Annotated in this window: 20 protein-coding genes and 2 pseudogenes; 7 read left to right on the top strand and 15 right to left on the bottom strand. The window is 40.2% G+C overall.

What is annotated here, in order from left to right; all coding sequences use genetic code 11:
• Nucleotides 1-387: 387 nt before the first annotated feature.
• The 3 genes from ftsY to P255_RS04295 all read right to left on the bottom strand — a co-directional run bounded on the left by ftsY (nucleotide 388) and on the right by P255_RS04295 (nucleotide 2,462).
• On the bottom strand, nucleotides 388-1,503 hold the full coding sequence (ftsY, locus tag P255_RS04300) for a signal recognition particle-docking protein FtsY (protein WP_004903878.1): 1,116 nt from the start codon (nucleotides 1,501-1,503) through the stop codon (nucleotides 388-390).
• Nucleotides 1,504-1,580: 77 nt separating this feature from the next.
• Entirely contained in the window at nucleotides 1,581-1,823 is a 243-nt protein-coding gene (locus tag P255_RS15195; RefSeq protein ID WP_228127524.1) for a hypothetical protein, read from the bottom strand.
• Between the two features lie 276 nt (nucleotides 1,824-2,099).
• Nucleotides 2,100-2,462, bottom strand: coding sequence for a hypothetical protein (locus tag P255_RS04295; protein WP_004903876.1), 363 nt, complete (start codon nucleotides 2,460-2,462; stop codon nucleotides 2,100-2,102).
• A gap of 216 nt (nucleotides 2,463-2,678) precedes the next feature.
• On the opposite strand from P255_RS04295, the gene P255_RS04290 reads away from it, so the two are divergent.
• From P255_RS04290 to P255_RS04280, 3 genes and pseudogenes are all read left to right on the top strand, one after another.
• Nucleotides 2,679-2,912 (top strand): hypothetical protein, encoded by a 234-nt coding sequence (locus tag P255_RS04290; protein ID WP_004903875.1) that lies wholly within the window; start codon nucleotides 2,679-2,681, stop codon nucleotides 2,910-2,912.
• A gap of 155 nt (nucleotides 2,913-3,067) precedes the next feature.
• Nucleotides 3,068-3,499 (top strand): CBS domain-containing protein, encoded by a 432-nt coding sequence (locus P255_RS04285; protein ID WP_004903874.1) that lies wholly within the window; start codon nucleotides 3,068-3,070, stop codon nucleotides 3,497-3,499.
• Between the two features lie 112 nt (nucleotides 3,500-3,611).
• Nucleotides 3,612-4,034 (top strand): annotated as a pseudogene (locus P255_RS04280) (CBS domain-containing protein); the annotation flags it as partial.
• 150 nt (nucleotides 4,035-4,184) lie between these two features.
• Here the strand turns inward: P255_RS04280 and trpB are convergent.
• The 9 genes from trpB to P255_RS04235 form a co-directional block, all read right to left on the bottom strand.
• The gene (gene trpB, locus P255_RS04275; RefSeq protein ID WP_004903872.1) at nucleotides 4,185-5,387 is read right to left on the bottom strand and encodes a tryptophan synthase subunit beta; all 1,203 of its coding nucleotides are present in this window, start codon (nucleotides 5,385-5,387) and stop codon (nucleotides 4,185-4,187) included.
• 24 nt (nucleotides 5,388-5,411) lie between these two features.
• Nucleotides 5,412-6,539 carry a vWA domain-containing protein gene (locus tag P255_RS04270; RefSeq protein WP_004903871.1) on the bottom strand — a complete coding sequence of 376 codons (1,128 nt, stop codon included), beginning with the start codon at nucleotides 6,537-6,539 and terminating at the stop codon, nucleotides 5,412-5,414.
• A gap of 12 nt (nucleotides 6,540-6,551) precedes the next feature.
• Entirely contained in the window at nucleotides 6,552-7,397 is an 846-nt protein-coding gene (locus P255_RS04265; RefSeq protein ID WP_004903870.1) for an AAA family ATPase, read from the bottom strand.
• 15 nt (nucleotides 7,398-7,412) lie between these two features.
• Nucleotides 7,413-7,802, bottom strand: a complete 390-nt coding sequence (locus tag P255_RS04260) for a hypothetical protein (RefSeq protein ID WP_004903869.1) — start codon at nucleotides 7,800-7,802, stop codon at nucleotides 7,413-7,415.
• Nucleotides 7,803-7,804: 2 nt separating this feature from the next.
• Nucleotides 7,805-8,104 (bottom strand): YcgL domain-containing protein, encoded by a 300-nt coding sequence (locus tag P255_RS04255; protein ID WP_035365270.1) that lies wholly within the window; start codon nucleotides 8,102-8,104, stop codon nucleotides 7,805-7,807.
• A 109-nt stretch (nucleotides 8,105-8,213) separates the two neighbouring features.
• Nucleotides 8,214-9,356 carry a ribonuclease D gene (locus tag P255_RS04250; protein ID WP_004903867.1) on the bottom strand — a complete coding sequence of 381 codons (1,143 nt, stop codon included), beginning with the start codon at nucleotides 9,354-9,356 and terminating at the stop codon, nucleotides 8,214-8,216.
• Between the two features lie 255 nt (nucleotides 9,357-9,611).
• Nucleotides 9,612-10,208, bottom strand: coding sequence for a recombination mediator RecR (gene recR, locus P255_RS04245; protein ID WP_004903866.1), 597 nt, complete (start codon nucleotides 10,206-10,208; stop codon nucleotides 9,612-9,614).
• Nucleotides 10,209-10,219: 11 nt separating this feature from the next.
• Complete coding sequence (locus P255_RS04240) at nucleotides 10,220-10,552, bottom strand: YbaB/EbfC family nucleoid-associated protein (protein ID WP_303620873.1); 333 nt, start codon at nucleotides 10,550-10,552, stop codon at nucleotides 10,220-10,222.
• Between the two features lie 13 nt (nucleotides 10,553-10,565).
• Complete coding sequence (locus P255_RS04235; protein ID WP_004903863.1) at nucleotides 10,566-11,753, bottom strand: O-succinylhomoserine sulfhydrylase; 1,188 nt, start codon at nucleotides 11,751-11,753, stop codon at nucleotides 10,566-10,568.
• Nucleotides 11,754-12,081: 328 nt separating this feature from the next.
• Between P255_RS04235 and P255_RS04230 the strand changes: the two are divergent.
• The 3 genes and pseudogenes from P255_RS04230 to P255_RS04220 all read left to right on the top strand — a co-directional run.
• Nucleotides 12,082-12,960, top strand: a pseudogene (locus P255_RS04230) (NAD(P)-dependent oxidoreductase); the annotation flags it as partial.
• A gap of 85 nt (nucleotides 12,961-13,045) precedes the next feature.
• A complete protein-coding gene (locus P255_RS04225; RefSeq protein WP_004903858.1) occupies nucleotides 13,046-13,312 on the top strand; it encodes a YARHG domain-containing protein in 267 nt (88 codons plus the stop codon).
• Nucleotides 13,313-13,336: 24 nt separating this feature from the next.
• On the top strand, nucleotides 13,337-13,753 hold the full coding sequence (locus P255_RS04220; RefSeq protein WP_004903856.1) for an HIT family protein: 417 nt from the start codon (nucleotides 13,337-13,339) through the stop codon (nucleotides 13,751-13,753).
• 65 nt (nucleotides 13,754-13,818) lie between these two features.
• On the opposite strand, the gene P255_RS04215 is transcribed toward P255_RS04220, so the two are convergent.
• Nucleotides 13,819-14,430, bottom strand: a complete 612-nt coding sequence (locus P255_RS04215) for a glutathione S-transferase family protein (RefSeq protein ID WP_004903853.1) — start codon at nucleotides 14,428-14,430, stop codon at nucleotides 13,819-13,821.
• Nucleotides 14,431-14,657: 227 nt separating this feature from the next.
• Between P255_RS04215 and trmB the strand changes: the two genes are divergently transcribed.
• Nucleotides 14,658-15,374 (top strand): tRNA (guanosine(46)-N7)-methyltransferase TrmB, encoded by a 717-nt coding sequence (gene trmB, locus P255_RS04210; protein ID WP_004903851.1) that lies wholly within the window; start codon nucleotides 14,658-14,660, stop codon nucleotides 15,372-15,374.
• A gap of 181 nt (nucleotides 15,375-15,555) precedes the next feature.
• On the opposite strand, the gene P255_RS04205 is transcribed toward trmB, so the two are convergent.
• Both P255_RS04205 and P255_RS04200 read right to left on the bottom strand, forming a co-directional pair.
• On the bottom strand, nucleotides 15,556-16,221 hold the full coding sequence (locus P255_RS04205; RefSeq protein WP_004903849.1) for a class I SAM-dependent methyltransferase: 666 nt from the start codon (nucleotides 16,219-16,221) through the stop codon (nucleotides 15,556-15,558).
• 132 nt (nucleotides 16,222-16,353) lie between these two features.
• Entirely contained in the window at nucleotides 16,354-17,136 is a 783-nt protein-coding gene (locus tag P255_RS04200) for a Rossmann-like and DUF2520 domain-containing protein (RefSeq protein ID WP_004903847.1), read from the bottom strand.
• Nucleotides 17,137-17,192: the final 56 nt, after the last annotated feature.

Here is a 17,192-nt window from a genome sequence, read left to right as displayed (position 1 = left end):
GATTCTCAGAATTTTATAAAATGCAATGACTGTAATTTTAATGTTTTATATCTGCGGGAAAAGCAGGCTTATCTAAACACTGTGTCCTATTTTTAGAATAAAATGAAGAATATCTCAAGCTATTAGAGATTTTTTTATACGTTGTGGATTCCTGCAACATGAACCATGTTTAAGTATTTCAAGACAAGAAGATAAAATTTAGTGATTTTCGTTCATCGTTATGAACGGGAAAATATTCAAAATAACCGAATTGAAAAAGATGATGGCTTAAATTCATTAAAATCAGGCAATGCGGTTGTCATTGCCTGATTTCTACTGTGCTGAAGTCACTTCGCTGATAACGCAAATCATAAATAAAGCGTCAAACAGAGTCGCTCCGTATAGCTTTTATTTTTCTGTTTCAAAGAGTGCAGCAACAAATGATTTAGCCGAAAATGGGCGTAAATCATCAATTTTTTCACCAACACCAATAAATCGAATTGGCACATGAGTACGGCTTGCAATATTAAATAGCACCCCGCCTTTGGCTGTACCATCAAGTTTTGTAATGGTAATTCCTGTTAACCCAACTGCCTGATCAAATTCTTGCACCTGATTAATGGCATTTTGTCCAGTACCTGCATCAACAACCAGCATAATTTCATGTGGTGCAGTCGCGTCAATTTTTTGCATGACACGTTTAACTTTTTTCAGCTCTTCCATCAAGTTGCTTTTATTGTGTAAACGCCCTGCCGTATCAGCAATCAATACATCAATCCCTTTAGCACGCGCACTTTCAAAAGCATCAAAAATAACCGATGCACTATCTGCACCATGCCCCTGAGCAACCACAGAAATATTGTTACGCTCACCCCAAATTTGCAATTGTTCAGTTGCAGCCGCACGGAATGTATCACCTGCAGCCAACATGACTTTTTTACCTTCGCCTTGTAACCGCTTGGCTAATTTTCCAATGGTGGTGGTTTTTCCTACACCATTTACCCCAACCATTAGAATGACAAACGGGCGCTTATTGGTATCGATATGCAACGGTTTTACACGCGGTGCTAAAAGTGCAACCAGCTCTTCCTGAAGCGCCTTATATAAAGCGTGAGAATAAATGAGGTCACCACGTGCAGTACGTTCAGTTAAATTTGCAATAATGGTTTTAGTTGCTTCAACACCAATATCCGCAATCAATAATTGCTCTTCAACTTCTTCTAAAAGTTCATCATCAATTTCTTTACCGCCAATCAGAATATTCACCATACCATCGGTAAAATTTTTCCGAGTTTTGGTTAAGCCTTCTTTCATACGACTAAAGAAACCACCTGTTTTAGGCTTTTCTTGTACGTCAGTTTCAGTCACTTCGGGTGCTGAACTTTGAGTTAAATTTACAACTTGCTCAGCTTTTTTTTCTACAATTGGAACTTCAACAGCAGGTAAACTTGGCAAAGTGACATCATCATCACCAATCTCTGCATCAATCAAAAATTTGTTTTGCCCATGTGTTTGTTCTTGCATGCTGATCCCTTGAAAAACATTGCATTAAAAAGAATAAGTTTAACATAAGTTACTGCTATTCTACCGCTTGAGCCCGCTTAAAATCTCGGCAGAGTATCATTTGTATTGAGTGCAGGATAACGCATTGTTATGGTTTTCTCGTATTGATAAGCACGCATCACTTGAAAGTACTGCCATTGAGTCAAATTGGGTTGTTGTAGCAACTGAATCGCAAAATGCTGAGTTTTGGGATACTGCGCTGAACGAGCCAAGTTTTCAACTACATCATATTGATGACTCTGAATTGGGCAAATTGAAATAAAATATACAAAAACAATCACCGACAGTACGATGCAACTGAGTAAAAAATGCGAAAAATATTGAACAGATATTTTAACTCTGCTTCTAAATAATATTGCAATAGTATCTATAGATTTAAGCATGACCAACCTCTATGAATTATTAGTTTAAGTTGATCATCCTTAGAGTACAATAGACTTCTTTCATTAATCCATTTTCCTTTCCTCTATGGAAAAAATATAAAATGATATAAATCATCATGAAAGAAGTCTTATCATTGAGGTTTATTTTATATTAAACATTGAATGAACTATGTATTAACCTGTTACATGGCGCACAAAAGCAAAATATAAAATCACTGCAATCATCAACATAATCACAATTAATAAAAATACATTGACGCCCTCTTCAGCATGTGGAGGATGCAATGGATCATCAACCGCCAAACGACGCAATTCATGATTATATATTCTATAAAATTCGAGACGTTGTTCAGCAGGCAATTGACGAGTAAAGTCCGCTATTTTGACACGATGCGCAATTCCTAACTCACCAATATGCTGATCTTCGTGATAAATGGCCTCACCTAGCTGATCGTGATGTAGTAAAGCAAGTGCTTTAATTTTCGTCTGGTCTAAAGGCACGTCAAATTCTAAACCATCTATTATTGTTAGGGTCATTATTTACTCTCCTTGTTATACTTTTATATTTCTATATTAATAAAAAATATTTCTGTTTAATGTTTAATCATGTAACCTTGAAAGAATAGGAATTGCCCTCATAACTAGATTGACTTAATATATGAACTGTAATATTAGTTAAATGTAGATATGTTAATTTAAATTAGACTTCAGTAAATAAGTCGATGTAATCATAATTAAAATAAGGAGCTATATATGATTAAACAACTCTCTCAACAAGACCTAGAGCATGTGTACGCAAATGCAGTTAACACAATCCAATCACAAATGAATTTTTGTGATGCTGTTACAGATCTAGAAAAAGTTGCACACGCAGGTCATGGCAAAGCTGCATTATTCTTGGCAGAACTTTACACCCAAGGATTCCGCGTAGAACGCGATAGCCTGAAAGCTTTATACTGGCAAAAACTGGCAACGATGAAAGCATAAAAAAACGTCACTTAGGTGGCGTTTTTTTATGCCTGCTATTTGTAACTTATACATAAATTTTTATATACATTTATTCATTTTTGCACTCTTGCAAAATTTCATCATTTATTCCATCTTAAGTTACAACTAAAAAAACCGCGAAGGATAAGCATAATATGACAAATGTAGCCCACGTAATTCAAAAAAAACAGAATTCATCGATTTATACCATTGCTCCAGATGCATCAATTACCGAAGCAGTCACGCTGATGGCAAACAAAGATATTGGTGCGCTAGTTGTTACCGAAGGTAATCAAGTCGTTGGTATTTTGTCGGAGCGCGACTGTGCCCGAAAAATTATCATGCGTGATTTATCCGCAGATAGTACACAAGTTTCTGAACTCATGACCTCAGCAGTCATTAGTGTACGTTTAAATAATACCGTTGAAGAATGCTTAAAATTAATGACTGATCGACATTTACGGCACTTACCCGTCTTGGAAAATGACTTACTGGTTGGTCTTGTGGCAATTGGTGATTTAGTCAAGGCAACCATTGAAGATCAACATGATTTGATTCAACAGCTACAGCACTATATTTCGCACTAAATAAATTTTAGATGTAATTATTCCTTACATTTTATATGGGATTAATTGTTGATAAAATGATCGATTTGTTTCATTTTAGTCAGACTAGAACAACGAAAAATCTAGGAAAATCATGACTAATATTAAATATGTGATACAAAATAAAATTGATCCTTCTGTTCATACAATTTCACCAGATGCTTCTATTCATGAAGCAATTTCTTTAATGACAAACAAAGATATAGGGGCTTTGATTGTCACTCAAGAACAGCGTGTAGTTGGAATTTTATCAGAGCGGGATTGTGCGCGTAAAATGCTCAAACACCAGTTTCTCACCGAAGAAACTCAAGTTCGTGAGTTAATGACTGCCGAAGTGATTACCATTCAGCTAGAGCATACTGTGAAGGACAGTCTGAAATTAATGACCGATCATCATTTACGGCATTTACCAGTTCTAGAGCAAGAACAGCTTGTAGGAATGGTTGCAGTCGGAGATTTGGTGAAAGCCATTATTGAAGATCAACATGACCTGATTCAACAATTGGAGAATTATATTGAAAATTTTGGGGATCTAGCTGATGCAACCATCAAGGATCAGCAAAATTTAATTCAGCAATTACAATCCTATGATCGGCAATAACTTCAGCACTGTTCATCTTTAATCAAAAGAGCTACCCAAAGGTAGCTCTTTTATTCTATATAGAACTTATAAACCTAGCTTTTGAGCAACATAATCAGCATCTTTATCGCCACGACCAGACAGGTTCACGACAATTTTTGTTTCTTTTGGCAAATGTGGTGCTTCACGCAGTGCCCATGCAACCGCGTGTGAGCTTTCTAGCGCAGGAACAATACCTTCCACGCGAGATAAGGTCATAAATGCATCCAGACACTCCTGATCAGTTGCTGTGGTATATTCCACCCGACCCAAATCTTTTAAGAAGCTGTGCTGTGGTCCCACCCCAGGATAATCCAAGCCTGATGCAATAGAGTGTACAGGCAGTGGCTGCCCCTGTTCATCTTCCAGCACATAACATGCCATACCATGAATTTGACTTGGTTTGCCCAATGTTAGAGTTGCAGAATGTTGTGTCGTATCCAGACCATAACCCGCAGGTTCAACCCCCACCAACTTGACACTATCTTCATTTAAAAATGCGGTAAACGCACCGATTGCGTTGGACCCTCCACCGACACAAGCAACTACATAATCTGGGAGTTGCTGGAATTGTGCCTGACTTTGTTGCTTAATCTCATCGCCAATAATGGCCTGAAAATCACGCACCATTTTTGGAAATGGATGAGGTCCAACAACCGAACCAATCGCATAGATATAGTTTTCAGGATCTTTCAAATATTCTTTAAAGGCATTGTCAACCGCATCTTTTAAAGTTGCTGTCCCACGGGTCACAGAAATTAATGTTGCCCCTAAAATTTTCATTTTGACGACATTAGGGTGTTCTTTTTCAATATCCACCTGCCCCATATGAATTTCACACGGAATGCCCACCAAAGCGCAGGCTGTTGCAAGTGCAACACCATGTTGCCCTGCTCCTGTTTCTGCAATCACTTTAGTTTTGCCCATGTATTTAGCGAGCAAGGCTTCACCCAAACAGTGATTGATCTTGTGCGCACCAGTGTGGTTTAAATCTTCGCGTTTTAAATAAATTTGTGCACCGCCGAGCTGTTCGGATAAACGCTTCGCATAAAACAATGGACTTGGGCGACCAACATAATGCTGAAATAAATCACTCAGTTCTTGCTGAAATTCTGCTGTATGGCGAATCTGTTCATATGCAGTATTGATTTCATCCATCGCCGCTTTTAAGTGCGGCGGAATAAACTGACCGCCATATTCCCCAAAAAAACCATCTTGAGTTGGTAAAGCAAAACCTTGTAATTGCTGCATTATATTATCCCACTTCATTTATTGTTAACGTGATAAATACTTCGTCATTTCCTCAATGCCTTTTAAGGTCATTGGGTACATCTGCTGTTCAAAAATCTGCTGAATCAGGCCAATGGTTTTGGTATATGTCCAATAACGCTGGTCTTCTGGGTTCAACCATGCCGTTTTCTGAAAATGCTGTCGGATGCGTTGTAACCAGATTTGCCCTGACTCATCGTTCATGTATTCAACTGAACCACCGACACTCTGTAACTCATAGGGTGCCATACTGGCATCACCAACGAAAATTACCCGATAGTCTGAGCTATATGTATGGAGCAAATCCCAAGTCGACAAGCGTGTTGTATTACGGCGAGTATTGTCTTTCCAGACATAGTCATACAGACAGTTATGAAAATAAAAATAATCCAGATGCTTAAACTCATTTTTTGCAGCACTGAACAAGGCTTCACACTGCTGGACATAGCCATCCATAGACCCGCCGACATCAAACAGCATGAGGACTTTGACACCATTACGGCGTTCTGGGACAAGCTGCACATCTAAAATGCCCTGTTTGGCTGTTGCCTGAATCGTGGCATGAATATCGAGTTCTTGAGCCACGCCCTGACGAGCGAAACGGCGTAAATAACGCAGTGCCAGTTGCATCTGGCGTGAACTCAGCACTTGTTCATCATCTAGATTTTTATATTGACGTTGCTCCCAGACCTTGACGGCCGAACGTTTGCGGCTCGGCCCACCAATTCTAATCCCTTCAGGGTGATCGCCATAAGCACCAAACGGTGATGTTCCGCCTGTGCCAATCATTTTATTACCACCCTGATGCTTCTTCTGCTGCTCATGCAATCGCTGTTCAGTCAGTTTTTTTTCAATAAGTTCTAGATCAAACCATGCTTTAGGTAAGTGTTGCAATTGATTTAAAATTTCTTCTTGGGTCAGATGTTCAACCCCGTCCATATAGGCTTTAAAGGCACGATCAAATTTATCGAAATAGCGCTCGTCTTTTACCATGAGCATACGCACAAGCCAATAAAATTGCTCAAGATCAGCAAATACCAAATTCTTTTCAATTGCCTGATTTAAATCGAGTAATTCTTGGGTTGTAACAGGAACGCCGTATTTTCTTAAAGTATAAAATAGACGTATAAACATAAGTGCTGCCCGTTAGCGCCGTGACATCTGGGCAAGGCGTTCGAGCAACTGCAAATCTTGCTCGTTTTTTATCAGTGCGCCATACATCGGCGGCAAAGCTGATTGTTGTTGTAGCACCTGCTCAGGCAAATCATCCGCTAAAATAAGCGCTAACCAGTCAATGAGTTCAGAGGTTGATGGTGCTTTTTTTAAGTTTGGAATATCTCGAAGTTTATAAAAGACCTGCAATGCCTGACTGAGCAAATTCTGTGAGATCTGCGGAAAATGTACCGCAACAATTTTCCGCATCATGGCTTCATCTGGAAATTCAATATAATGAAAAAAGCAGCGGCGCAAGAAAGCAGTCGGTAATTCTTTTTCATTATTTGAAGTAATAATCACGATAGGGCGTTGTTTGGCATGAATGGTCTGATTGGTTTCATAAACATAAAATGACATTTTGTCTAATTCATGCAGCAGATCATTTGGAAACTCAATGTCTGCTTTATCAATTTCATCAATCAACAATACACAGCGTTCAGTGCTGGTAAAAGCCTCCCATAATTTGCCAGGCTTAATATAATGCTGGATATCATAAACGCGGCTGTCACCAAGTTGACTATCGCGTAAGCGCGACACTGCATCATACTCATACAGCCCTTGTTGAGCTTTAGTGGTCGACTTGATATGCCATGTAATCAGCTTCAAACCCAAACTGGCAGCGACTTGCTCTGCAAGTAAGGTTTTCCCTGTTCCTGGCTCACCTTTAACCAATAATGGTTTTTCCAAAGTACAGGCAGCATTAACTGCAAGTTTGAGTCCATCTGACGCAATATACTGCGATGTCCCTTGAAACTGCGCTGTCGCTTTGGCAACCATAAAGCCTTCCTTTTGCTAAAGTGGAGCAGTATTCTTGGTTTGTTGAGATTTATATTGTAAAAATTTTAACCAAAAGAAACCCACCACACTGCCTAAACCGATCACAAATAAAATTGTAGCCAGATTTACCCACATCAAATTATGATCATGAGTAACAATACCAAACATGAGTCCAAATACAGCAGGAGCAATTGCAGCATTACTCCCGTCTGAAATGCTCGGCGTCACCATAAATGCAAACACAATCCACGTCGACATTGCACAAAATTTTGGATACGGCCTAGTCATCAAATACCACAGCAGCAACACAAGAATTGCACCTGCAACATACACACTCACTGCAATAATATTTTCAGGAATCACGGTGAGAGATGCCATCGTTTGATGCACGATGCTTGTATTCATCGTTAAGCGCCTCGCAATCCTTCAGGTTCGACTGCATTTGCATTGATGAGGCCTTCTGGTGGAACCTGAATAAAGAAACCCTTGGTTTGCAAAGAGTCCATCACATGCAACACATTGACACGCGCCAGCTTGCGTGTTTCGGTTAACTCAAGATGCATGACAAATGTTGCTCGCCCAAAAGCAACGCTTAACATTTCTGGAACATTCGCAAATGGATCTTCATGCGCCTGCTCTGCATTTTGACGTGCAACATACAAATACATTTCATCTTTTTTGCTAGAGCGATAAATATCACAATGCACAACCATAACCACGGCACTCTTATAATACAGAAATAACAATATACAAAATAACTGAATCTAGCATCATTATTGACGCTAGAGTCAGCAATATTCTATAGGATTTTTTGAGTTATTGGCGAACTTTCATCTGCTCTGCCAGATTTTCCTGATCTTGCTGCAAGATTTCAAGCAATGGCTGGGTGAGTAATTCATAACGCCAACCTGTGAGGTAACTGGACAATTTTTGTGTTGCTTGCGGCATAACAATATATTGATAGAGCTCATTGAGCCACTTCTTCCGCATAAGTACCGCATGTGGAATACTGGTCTGCTCAACCACCCCTGCAATCATACGATCGATCTGCTCTGCTACTGGCTTGGAAATATGCTTGACTGGTCGTGGAATGCTGGCAGGCCAAAGCTCTTTCTCTGGTAAATATTTCAATAAGTCCAGAATAAGCTTACCGTACTCACGGATCACATTTGGACGAATATGCTTAATATGCGAGAGCTGAAAATGGTTACGCGGATTTTTTTCAACCAAATCAATCATGGTTGAATTTTTCAACAAAAAACTCCGTGGGATATTTAAGCTTTTTGCAAATTGTTCTCGCCAGATACTCAACTGCTGTAATTGCATCAGTTGGCGGCGTGAGTGGCGATAATTTCCAATATCGGTATATAACAACTCTATTGGCGTTTGCTGTGCAATTTCTTGAGTCAAGTGTTGACAATCTTCCAACACAAATTCAAGCAAACCTTTATCTTGGAGTTGTGACTTTAATCGCTGTGCCAAATGATTCAGATAAATAACATCGTTGGCCGCATAACAGAGCTGTTTATCTGACAATGGGCGAGCCAGCCAGTCTGAACGCGTCTGATCTTTTTCAATATCAATGTCAATCATCTGCTTCAACGCATTTTGATAACTGACCTGTAAACCATGCCCTAAAAATGACATGGCAACCTGTGTATCAAATACATTATTTAACTGGCGAACTTGAGCATAATGATAAATTAAATCAATGTCTTCACCACAGGCATGGAAAATATTTTGCCGAGCTGTTGCCAATTTTTTCCAGAACTCAGTCAAATCTAAATTTACACCGTCTAGCAAATAAGTTTGCTCAGAAACATTGATCTGGAATACACCTAATTTTGGCCACAGCGTATCAACCTTGATAAATTCACTATCGAGTGCGTAAACGGCACTTTGGTCCATGGCAGCTAAGACCATCTCGAGTTCGGGTTGATGCTGAATAAAATGATACATGTTCTTGCAAAATGCGTGATGCATTACCTCAGAGGTGAGAAAAATAACGCTAAACCTTTTTACATATTAACCGATGAATCAGAAACCTGTCGATTGCGATAATTGTCAACAATTTAAAAAAATCACGCCTATTGTTATATTTTTGACCAAGCAATAAAAGCCATTTTATTGTTGTTATAGACTTTATATTTTAAACAATTTTAATTTAAAACTAAAAAACCACTCAAATGATGGATGTTTGAATGGCGAACTGGGTTATTTTAACTGCATACGATGATGCAAGGCTTGGCTTAACGTATGACTATCGACATACTCAAGCTCCCCACCTTGTGGCACACCTTGAGCAATTCGCGTCATGCTGACAGGCAGAGTCTTACACGCTTCCAAAATGTAATGCGCTGTTGCCTGACCTTCAATCGTCGCATTGGTTGCCAGAATCACTTCCTGAACCTGCCCCTGTTTTAAGCGTTGAATCAATGCGGGAATACCAATTTCTTCAGGCCCAATACCATCTAAGGGTGACAAATGCCCACCCAATACATAATATTTTCCATTAAATCCAGCACTTTGCTCAATTGCCATAACATCGGCAGGCGATTCAACGACACACAGTACGGTGTCATCTCGACGTGGTGATGCACAGATTTCGCAAATTTCATCTTCACTCAGTGAATGACAAACATGACAGCTCTGAATATAGGTTGCCGCTTCATGCAAAGCATGGGCAAGTTGAAAAGCACCTTCACGGTTTTTCATCACTAGATGCAGTGCCATACGCTGGGCCGACTTCGGCCCAACGCTTGGCAAGGTGCGTAATGCTTGAACAAGCTGTTCAAAACGGGGACTAAACACCAAATAATCCCTTAGAACAAACCAGATAAACCAGGAGGTAAACCTGTGCCAGCATTTGCAGCTTTCATTTTTTCTTCTGAAATTGCTTCTGCCTGACGTGCTGCATCGTTCATTGCCGCTGCGATCAAGTCTTCAATCATGTCTGCTTCGTCTTGTAGCAACTCTGGGTTAATTTCAATACGTTTTACCACATGACGGCAAGTCATAGTGACTTTTACAAGACCACCACCCGCTTCAGCATGTACTTCAGTTTGTGCCAACTCTTCTTTGGCTTTTTTAATATTGCTTTCCATGTCTTTTTGCATGCGCTGGGCTTGCTGCATCAGCATATTAATATTCATCAGATTGACTCCAAAATTAAATCAGATCGAGACCACGAGAAAGGTCGGCAATAATATCATGAATATCTTCCAAACCAACCGATACACGAATAAGACCTTCACGAATTCCTGCTGCAGCTTTAGCCGCATCAGATAATTTACCATGTGTCGTGGTCGCTGGGTGAGTAATGGTCGATTTTACATCACCCAAGTTACCTGTAATTGAAATAAACTGGGTATTATCAATCACTTTCCAAGCTGCTTCACGGCCACCTTTCACTTCAAAGGATACAATCCCGCCAAAGCCAGATTGCTGTTTTGCTGCCAATTCGTGTCCGACATGTTCAGGTAAGCCCGCATAGTAAACTTTCTCAACTTTATCGTGCTGATTGAGCCACTCCGCCAGTTTTTGTGCACCTTCACAATGTGCATTCATACGCAAGCGCAAAGTTTCTAAGCCTTTTAAGAAGACCCAAGCGTTGAATGGACTCATAGATGGGCCAAGTGTACGCACCACACCAAAAACTTCTTCAAGTAATTGATGTTTACCGACCACAGCACCACCTAAAGCACGACCTTGCCCATCGATATATTTAGTTGCTGAGTAAATTACAAGGTCAGCACCGAACTTGACGGGCTGCTGTAAAGCAGGCGTACAGAAGCTGTTATCGATTGCCAACAACGCACCATGCGCATGTGCCAGATCAGAAAGTGCCTGAATATCCGCAATTTCAGCCAACGGGTTTGATGGAGATTCAACAAAGAATAGTTTGGTTTCTGGACGAATCGCATCTTGCCAAGCTTGCAAGTTGGTTAAATCTACAAAATCAACTGCAACGCCAAATTTACCAATATATTTTTCAAACAGACTAACAGTAGAACCAAACACAGCGCGCGAACAAATCACATGATCGCCAGCTTTTAAGTATGCCATCGCAATTGCCAAAATCGCACCCATACCTGAGCCTGTTGCCACTGCACGTTCTGCACCATCTAAGGCTGCAAGACGTTTTTCAAACATGGCAACTGTTGGATTGGTGAAACGTGAATAGATGTTTCCTGGCTCTTTGCCTGAGAATTTTGCTGCAGCTTCAGCAGCGTTGGCATAGACAAAAGACGAAGTCAGGAAAATCGGTTCACTATGTTCACCCTCAAAACTGCGAGTGTGCCCTGTACGGATGGCTAAAGTATCTAGTTGATATTGGGAATCGTCGTGCTGGCTCATGAGCTCTACTCTTTATATAACGCTATGCATAGAATCAAAACTGCCAACATTTTGAGCGCCTTATAGCCAATCGGTCAAGGTAAAATATTTCATGATTATGCTGTCGCTATGCATTTTTTGAGCAATTATAGTTTTCACAGCCAAGTTTCAGTTCACAAATTTGCGATTTGCATCGATTTTCAACAAGCGTTTAAATTAATAACGCCATTTTACATTGCCGATCTTATCAAAATTGGTTATATCAATAGCTGAAGATTGCCATTTCAGTATGTAGTGATTTTGGCATAGTGATTGCTTTAAAGCTCCCAATCCATATTATCAAGGACTTACCATGACCATCTCATCTGTTGCATTCCTCGGTTTAGGTGCTATGGGCTACCGTATGGCAGCACATTTACCTAAACACTTTGAGCAAGTTTTCGTTTGGAATCGCACAGAAGAAAAAGCCAAACAACATGCTCAAACGTATGCAACACAAGCAGTTTCTTTAGAACAAGCTGTACAAGCCGATATCATTTTTTCTTGCTTACCGACCAGCCAAGATGTTGAAAACCTGATTAACAGTGTCAAAATCAAATCAGGCGCAATCTGGGTCGACTGTACCAGTGGTGTCCCTGCGAGTGCACAGCAACTCGCAGCGCAACTGAAACAGCAAGGTGTTGACTATTTGGATGCACCTGTGAGCGGACAAACTGTTGGCGCTGAAAATGCGACATTAACTGTTATGGTTGGTGGAGATACAGCAGCCTTTGAACGCGCTTTACCTGCCATGCAGGCGGTTGGAAAACTGATCAAACATGTTGGGGAGTCTGGTGCAGGTTTTGCAGTCAAAGCGGTCAATAATATGCTCATGGCAGTGCATTTATGTGCAGCTTGCGAAGGTGCAACCACACTAAAAGCACACGGCGTAAACCTGACAGAAGCCTTTGAATGTATTAATGCGTCAAGTGGGCAAAGCACCGTGACCAGTAATATTGTACCCAACCGTATCTTTAACCGTAGTTTCCCACTGACTTTTGCTTTGCCACTTCTGGCAAAAGATACAGGCATTGCGGTTGATCTGGTACGTGAAGCCAAGCTTGCTGCACCTGTGATTGGTTTGTCACAAAGCCTGATTCAAGCTGCCAATGCTTTAGCTGAAGAAAACAGTGACTTCTCTACTGTGGCAAAAATGTACGAATCATGGAGCAAGATTACAATTGAGTAATCTTTAAACATTGCAATTTGGTGCAACTGTATCCATATTAAACCTTGTGTATAAACACATATCGTTACAAATGAAGGAACAGCTCATGAAGAAGTTTTCAGTTGCGCTTATTGCAATGTTGACAGGATTGTTCAGCATTAATGCGCTTGCAGCCTCTGAGCAGGAATGTCAAAAACTCAAAGACGACTATAATCTGATTTATGCATCAAAAGGTTATTGTTTTAGCGACCCTGAAGCTAAAGCAAAATATGGTAACGACAACTGCCATACCACCAAACCTAAATTTTCTGATAAAGAGCAACAAAAGCTTGACCAAATCAAGGCTCGTCAGAAAGAATTAAGCTGTAAATAATTCAGCAATTTAAGGAAATACGTTATGGCATATAATGACCAAAATATTTTTGCAAAAATTTTACGTGGCGAAATTCCAGCAATTAAAGTCTATGAAGATGACCGCGTACTTGCATTTATGGACATTATGCCGCAAGCCGATGGTCATACTTTGGTGATTCCAAAAGCTCAAGCAGAGACTTTACTGGACTTGCCTGCAGAAGATGCAGCCTACACCATTCAAATTGTGCAAAAAGTAGCACGTGCCATTGAAACTGCACTGAGTTCAAAAGGCATTGTGCTAATGCAACTTTCAGGCGAAGCTGCAGGACAAACTGTACCCCATGTGCATTTTCATCTGATTCCAAGTTCAGTACATAAACTCGGACGACATGCGACAGAAATGGGTGATCAAGAGAAAATCAAAGGCTTTGCAGAAAAAATTAAAGCTGCACTTGCATAAAAAAAGGAGCTATTGCTCCTTTTTTCTTATTTAACTTTAAAAATAGTTTGATAAAAAAACAGTAATTAACTAATTAAACCTTCATCACGCATTGCGATCTGTACAGACTGGCGCACAGCTACTTTGTTACGCAACTCAATAATATGCTTATATGGGTTAAGCTCATGCTTAATGAGCGGTGACCAGTTAGTCAGCACAAACAAATAAGCATCAGCCGGACCAAAATTATCACCAACCAAGTATTCAGTATCCGAGTTGGCAATCGCCTGATCAATATAATTCAGTAACCGGTCAATCTCCTGATAGGCTCTAGATTTTTCTTCATCTGTCAGTGGTTTACCAAAAAATACAGCATACGCATCATGCAATTCCGAATTTAAGTAACCTAGCCATTCCAGCACTTTAGCACGCCCCAAACCTGAGGGTGGAATCAAGTCCTGATGCGGGTCATGCTGTGCCAAAAACGGTAAAATCGCAACCATTTCGGTTAAAATCAAGCCTGGGTTAATTTCTAAAGCAGGCACATAGCCTTTTGGGTTAATTTGATAATAATCACTCCCTTTTTCTGTGGTATGGGTTTTTAAGTTGACTTTTTCCAAGTCAAAATCAACATTAATTTCATTTAATATAATATGGGCTGCAAGTGAGCAAGCCCCTGGCGAATAATACAGCTTCATAGCTTGTCTCTCGTCCTTTTTCTATGTTTTTTACTCTGACTTAGATGTTTTAAAACGCCACGATACAACTTGCAAGTGCTGAATCACGAAAATTGCAAAAAAACCATAAAACTTATTTTCTGTTGTCTAAAGCTATAGCACCATCGTGTGGATGAGAGATTTTTTATTTGACTTGCTTAAATCGCGACTTAAAATATCGGTTTTTTAATCCATTGAATTCCATTCTTATGAGTAACGAGCAACTTGAACCACAAATTGTTGAGTTAGACAATTTGCACGAGCACCGTGAAATTGTGACATTTATGCGTCGCTCGTCCCCGCTAAATACTTCACAACGTACTGCGCTGGAACAACATCGTGACTTTATTTTGGAATATCCAGTCGGTGATTTACGTCAGCATTTTTCACATCCTGAACGTCCATTGACTGTTGAAATTGGTTTTGGAATGGGGCGTTCACTCGTACTCATGGCACAAGCCAACCCTGAACGAAACTATGTCGGGATTGAAGTACATATTCCTGGTATTGCCCAATGTGTTTATGAAGCAGGCCAAGCAGGTTTAGACAATCTCAAAGTGCTAGATGCCGATGCGATTCAGGTTTTGCGTGAAATGCCAGATGCCAGTATTAACTGTGTACAATTGTATTTCCCAGATCCATGGCAGAAAAAACGCCATTTCAAACGCCGCTTTGTGGTCGATGAACGTATGGCTCTCGTTGAACAAAAACTGGAACTTGGCGGAACTTTCCATGCAGCAACAGACTGGGAACCATATGCAGAATGGATGCTTGACGTGCTAGATAACCGAGAAAATTTAGAAAACCTTGCAGGTAAAGGCAACAGCTACCCTCGCCCAGAATGGCGTCCGCTCACTAAGTTTGAACGCCGTGGTTTAGAATCAGGTCACAAGATTAATGACTTTATTTTTAAAAAAATTAAATAATTGATTTTTAGCATAATGCTAACGTCGTTTGGCATTATGCTTTCTCCAAGAAAACAAGCAATTAAAAATTAAATCAATTATATACACCGAAAATTAATCAAAATCATATTATTAGGCAGTCTCACACCAGAATAATTTATTTTCATATACAGAATTCCAAGTCTGTTCATCACAGGTCTGTTTAAACAGGAAATGCCATCACACCGCGATATTGCAGCATTTGCCAAAAACCTGTGACGCGAGCGAACCCCGCATGGTGCAATAACTGAATATTCTGTTCAGGACTCAATAAATGAAAATCTTGTTGTAATCGCTGACGCATTTTCTGACTTTGCTCAAGTGTTAAACCTGTTTGCTCACACACCTGTTGCAAAATGGCAAGATCACTCTCCTGCTCAGCTTGAGTCAAATCAACATTAAGCAATATACCTTCTGGCTTTAAATGCCGATAAATGGACTGGAAAAAATCCTGTTTTTTGGAGGGCTCAATAAAATGAGCAACCAGTATGCTTAAAACGGCATCGTACTGCGCAGTCGAATCCAAGCAGTCTAAATCCCCTTCAACCCACTCAATTTGGGTCACTCCTGCCAAACGCTGCTGCGCTGTTTCCAGCATGGCGGCAGACAAGTCTAATCCTGTCAATTGCCAGTCAGGATGCTGTTGACTCAAATAAGCCAGCTCATAACCTGTGCCACAGCCCACCACCAAAACTCGTGCAGACTCTGGTAAATAGTGCTGTAAAATTGCCGCGATCTGCTGATGGATCAGCTCATAACCCGGTATGAGCTTGACGATGTGTTGATCATAACTGGCAACCACTTGCGGGCTATGAAAATTTTTTGCCATTTTATCCTCTTGATTTTGTTATTTTTCATCATCCTAAATCATGGGCATCAATATAAAGGAATCTAGAATATTACTCTAGTTTATTGACCTGGAAGTTCATCATCAGGAAAACATCAAGGTCTGTGAGTTATTTTATGTTGCTGTATGTCTGCGCTGGATTGCATGACTCAATTGTTGATAAATCTCAGCCAAATCAGTTCGTTGTTGTTGCTGCAAGATATCTTGATGCATCTTCAAAATCTGTTGATCTTGACGTACCGCGGGGCCTGTTTGCACATCTTTCGGATTAAACTCTGTGGCTTTTTGCGCAGTTTCTAAAATTAAAGGATAGAGCAAGCTAAAATCAACTGCGGCACCATCTACTACCTGTTTTGCAATATCGTAACAATAATTGCTAAAGTTACAGGCAAACACCGCAGCCAAATGCAAACTCAAACGCTGTGCGGATGAATAGACATACACCCGCGAGCTTAACTGCTGTGCTAAATCTTGTAATAAGGTCAAATCTTGTGGTTGACTGGTTTCCAGTAGTAGTGGCACTTGCTGCCAATCCACTGATTTTTCAAAACTAAAAGTTTGTAATGGATACAACACCCCACAGCGTAGATGATGCTGTTGTAACACTTGAAGGTCTGTACTACCTGAAGTATGCAACACCAATGTATTTGATAAATGTTTGGGTAGCTGCTGAGCAACTTGTGCAATTGCCTGATCTTTGACAGCGATAATTATCAGATCAATCTGATGATCTAATTGCTGTAACTGATCTACCGCACCAGCATGAACCTGTATCGCAAGCTGCTGAGCATGAGTCAAATTCGGACTGTAGATCTGCTGAATCTGATGTCCAGATTGTTGTAAGGCGATTGCCAAATGGGTAGCTACACGCCCAGAACCAATAAAACTAATTTTCATGATGATTTTCTCGAACTCGCCACAATAAAAAAGCGCCAGATATGGCGCTTTTCAGA

Source organism: Acinetobacter brisouii CIP 110357 (genome assembly GCF_000488275.1).
Taxonomy (GTDB): Bacteria; Pseudomonadota; Gammaproteobacteria; order Pseudomonadales; family Moraxellaceae; genus Acinetobacter; species Acinetobacter brisouii.
This window is presented reverse-complemented; position numbering and strand designations above follow the sequence as displayed.

What these genes read in the sequence shown, in the direction of transcription:
- ftsY (WP_004903878.1), bottom strand. Translation starts at nt 1,503, where the DNA reads ATGCAAGAACAAACACATGGGCAAAACAAATTTTTGATTGATGCAGAG.
- P255_RS04295 (WP_004903876.1), bottom strand. Translation starts at nt 2,462, where the DNA reads ATGACCCTAACAATAATAGATGGTTTAGAATTTGACGTGCCTTTAGAC.
- P255_RS04290 (WP_004903875.1), top strand. Translation starts at nt 2,679, where the DNA reads ATGATTAAACAACTCTCTCAACAAGACCTAGAGCATGTGTACGCAAAT.
- P255_RS04285 (WP_004903874.1), top strand. Translation starts at nt 3,068, where the DNA reads ATGACAAATGTAGCCCACGTAATTCAAAAAAAACAGAATTCATCGATT.
- trpB (WP_004903872.1), bottom strand. Translation starts at nt 5,387, where the DNA reads ATGCAGCAATTACAAGGTTTTGCTTTACCAACTCAAGATGGTTTTTTT.
- P255_RS04270 (WP_004903871.1), bottom strand. Translation starts at nt 6,539, where the DNA reads ATGTTTATACGTCTATTTTATACTTTAAGAAAATACGGCGTTCCTGTT.
- P255_RS04265 (WP_004903870.1), bottom strand. Translation starts at nt 7,397, where the DNA reads ATGGTTGCCAAAGCGACAGCGCAGTTTCAAGGGACATCGCAGTATATT.
- P255_RS04260 (WP_004903869.1), bottom strand. Translation starts at nt 7,802, where the DNA reads ATGAATACAAGCATCGTGCATCAAACGATGGCATCTCTCACCGTGATT.
- P255_RS04250 (WP_004903867.1), bottom strand. Translation starts at nt 9,356, where the DNA reads ATGTATCATTTTATTCAGCATCAACCCGAACTCGAGATGGTCTTAGCT.
- P255_RS04235 (WP_004903863.1), bottom strand. Translation starts at nt 11,753, where the DNA reads ATGAGCCAGCACGACGATTCCCAATATCAACTAGATACTTTAGCCATC.
- P255_RS04225 (WP_004903858.1), top strand. Translation starts at nt 13,046, where the DNA reads ATGAAGAAGTTTTCAGTTGCGCTTATTGCAATGTTGACAGGATTGTTC.
- P255_RS04220 (WP_004903856.1), top strand. Translation starts at nt 13,337, where the DNA reads ATGGCATATAATGACCAAAATATTTTTGCAAAAATTTTACGTGGCGAA.
- P255_RS04215 (WP_004903853.1), bottom strand. Translation starts at nt 14,430, where the DNA reads ATGAAGCTGTATTATTCGCCAGGGGCTTGCTCACTTGCAGCCCATATT.
- trmB (WP_004903851.1), top strand. Translation starts at nt 14,658, where the DNA reads ATGAGTAACGAGCAACTTGAACCACAAATTGTTGAGTTAGACAATTTG.
- P255_RS04205 (WP_004903849.1), bottom strand. Translation starts at nt 16,221, where the DNA reads ATGGCAAAAAATTTTCATAGCCCGCAAGTGGTTGCCAGTTATGATCAA.
- P255_RS04200 (WP_004903847.1), bottom strand. Translation starts at nt 17,136, where the DNA reads ATGAAAATTAGTTTTATTGGTTCTGGGCGTGTAGCTACCCATTTGGCA.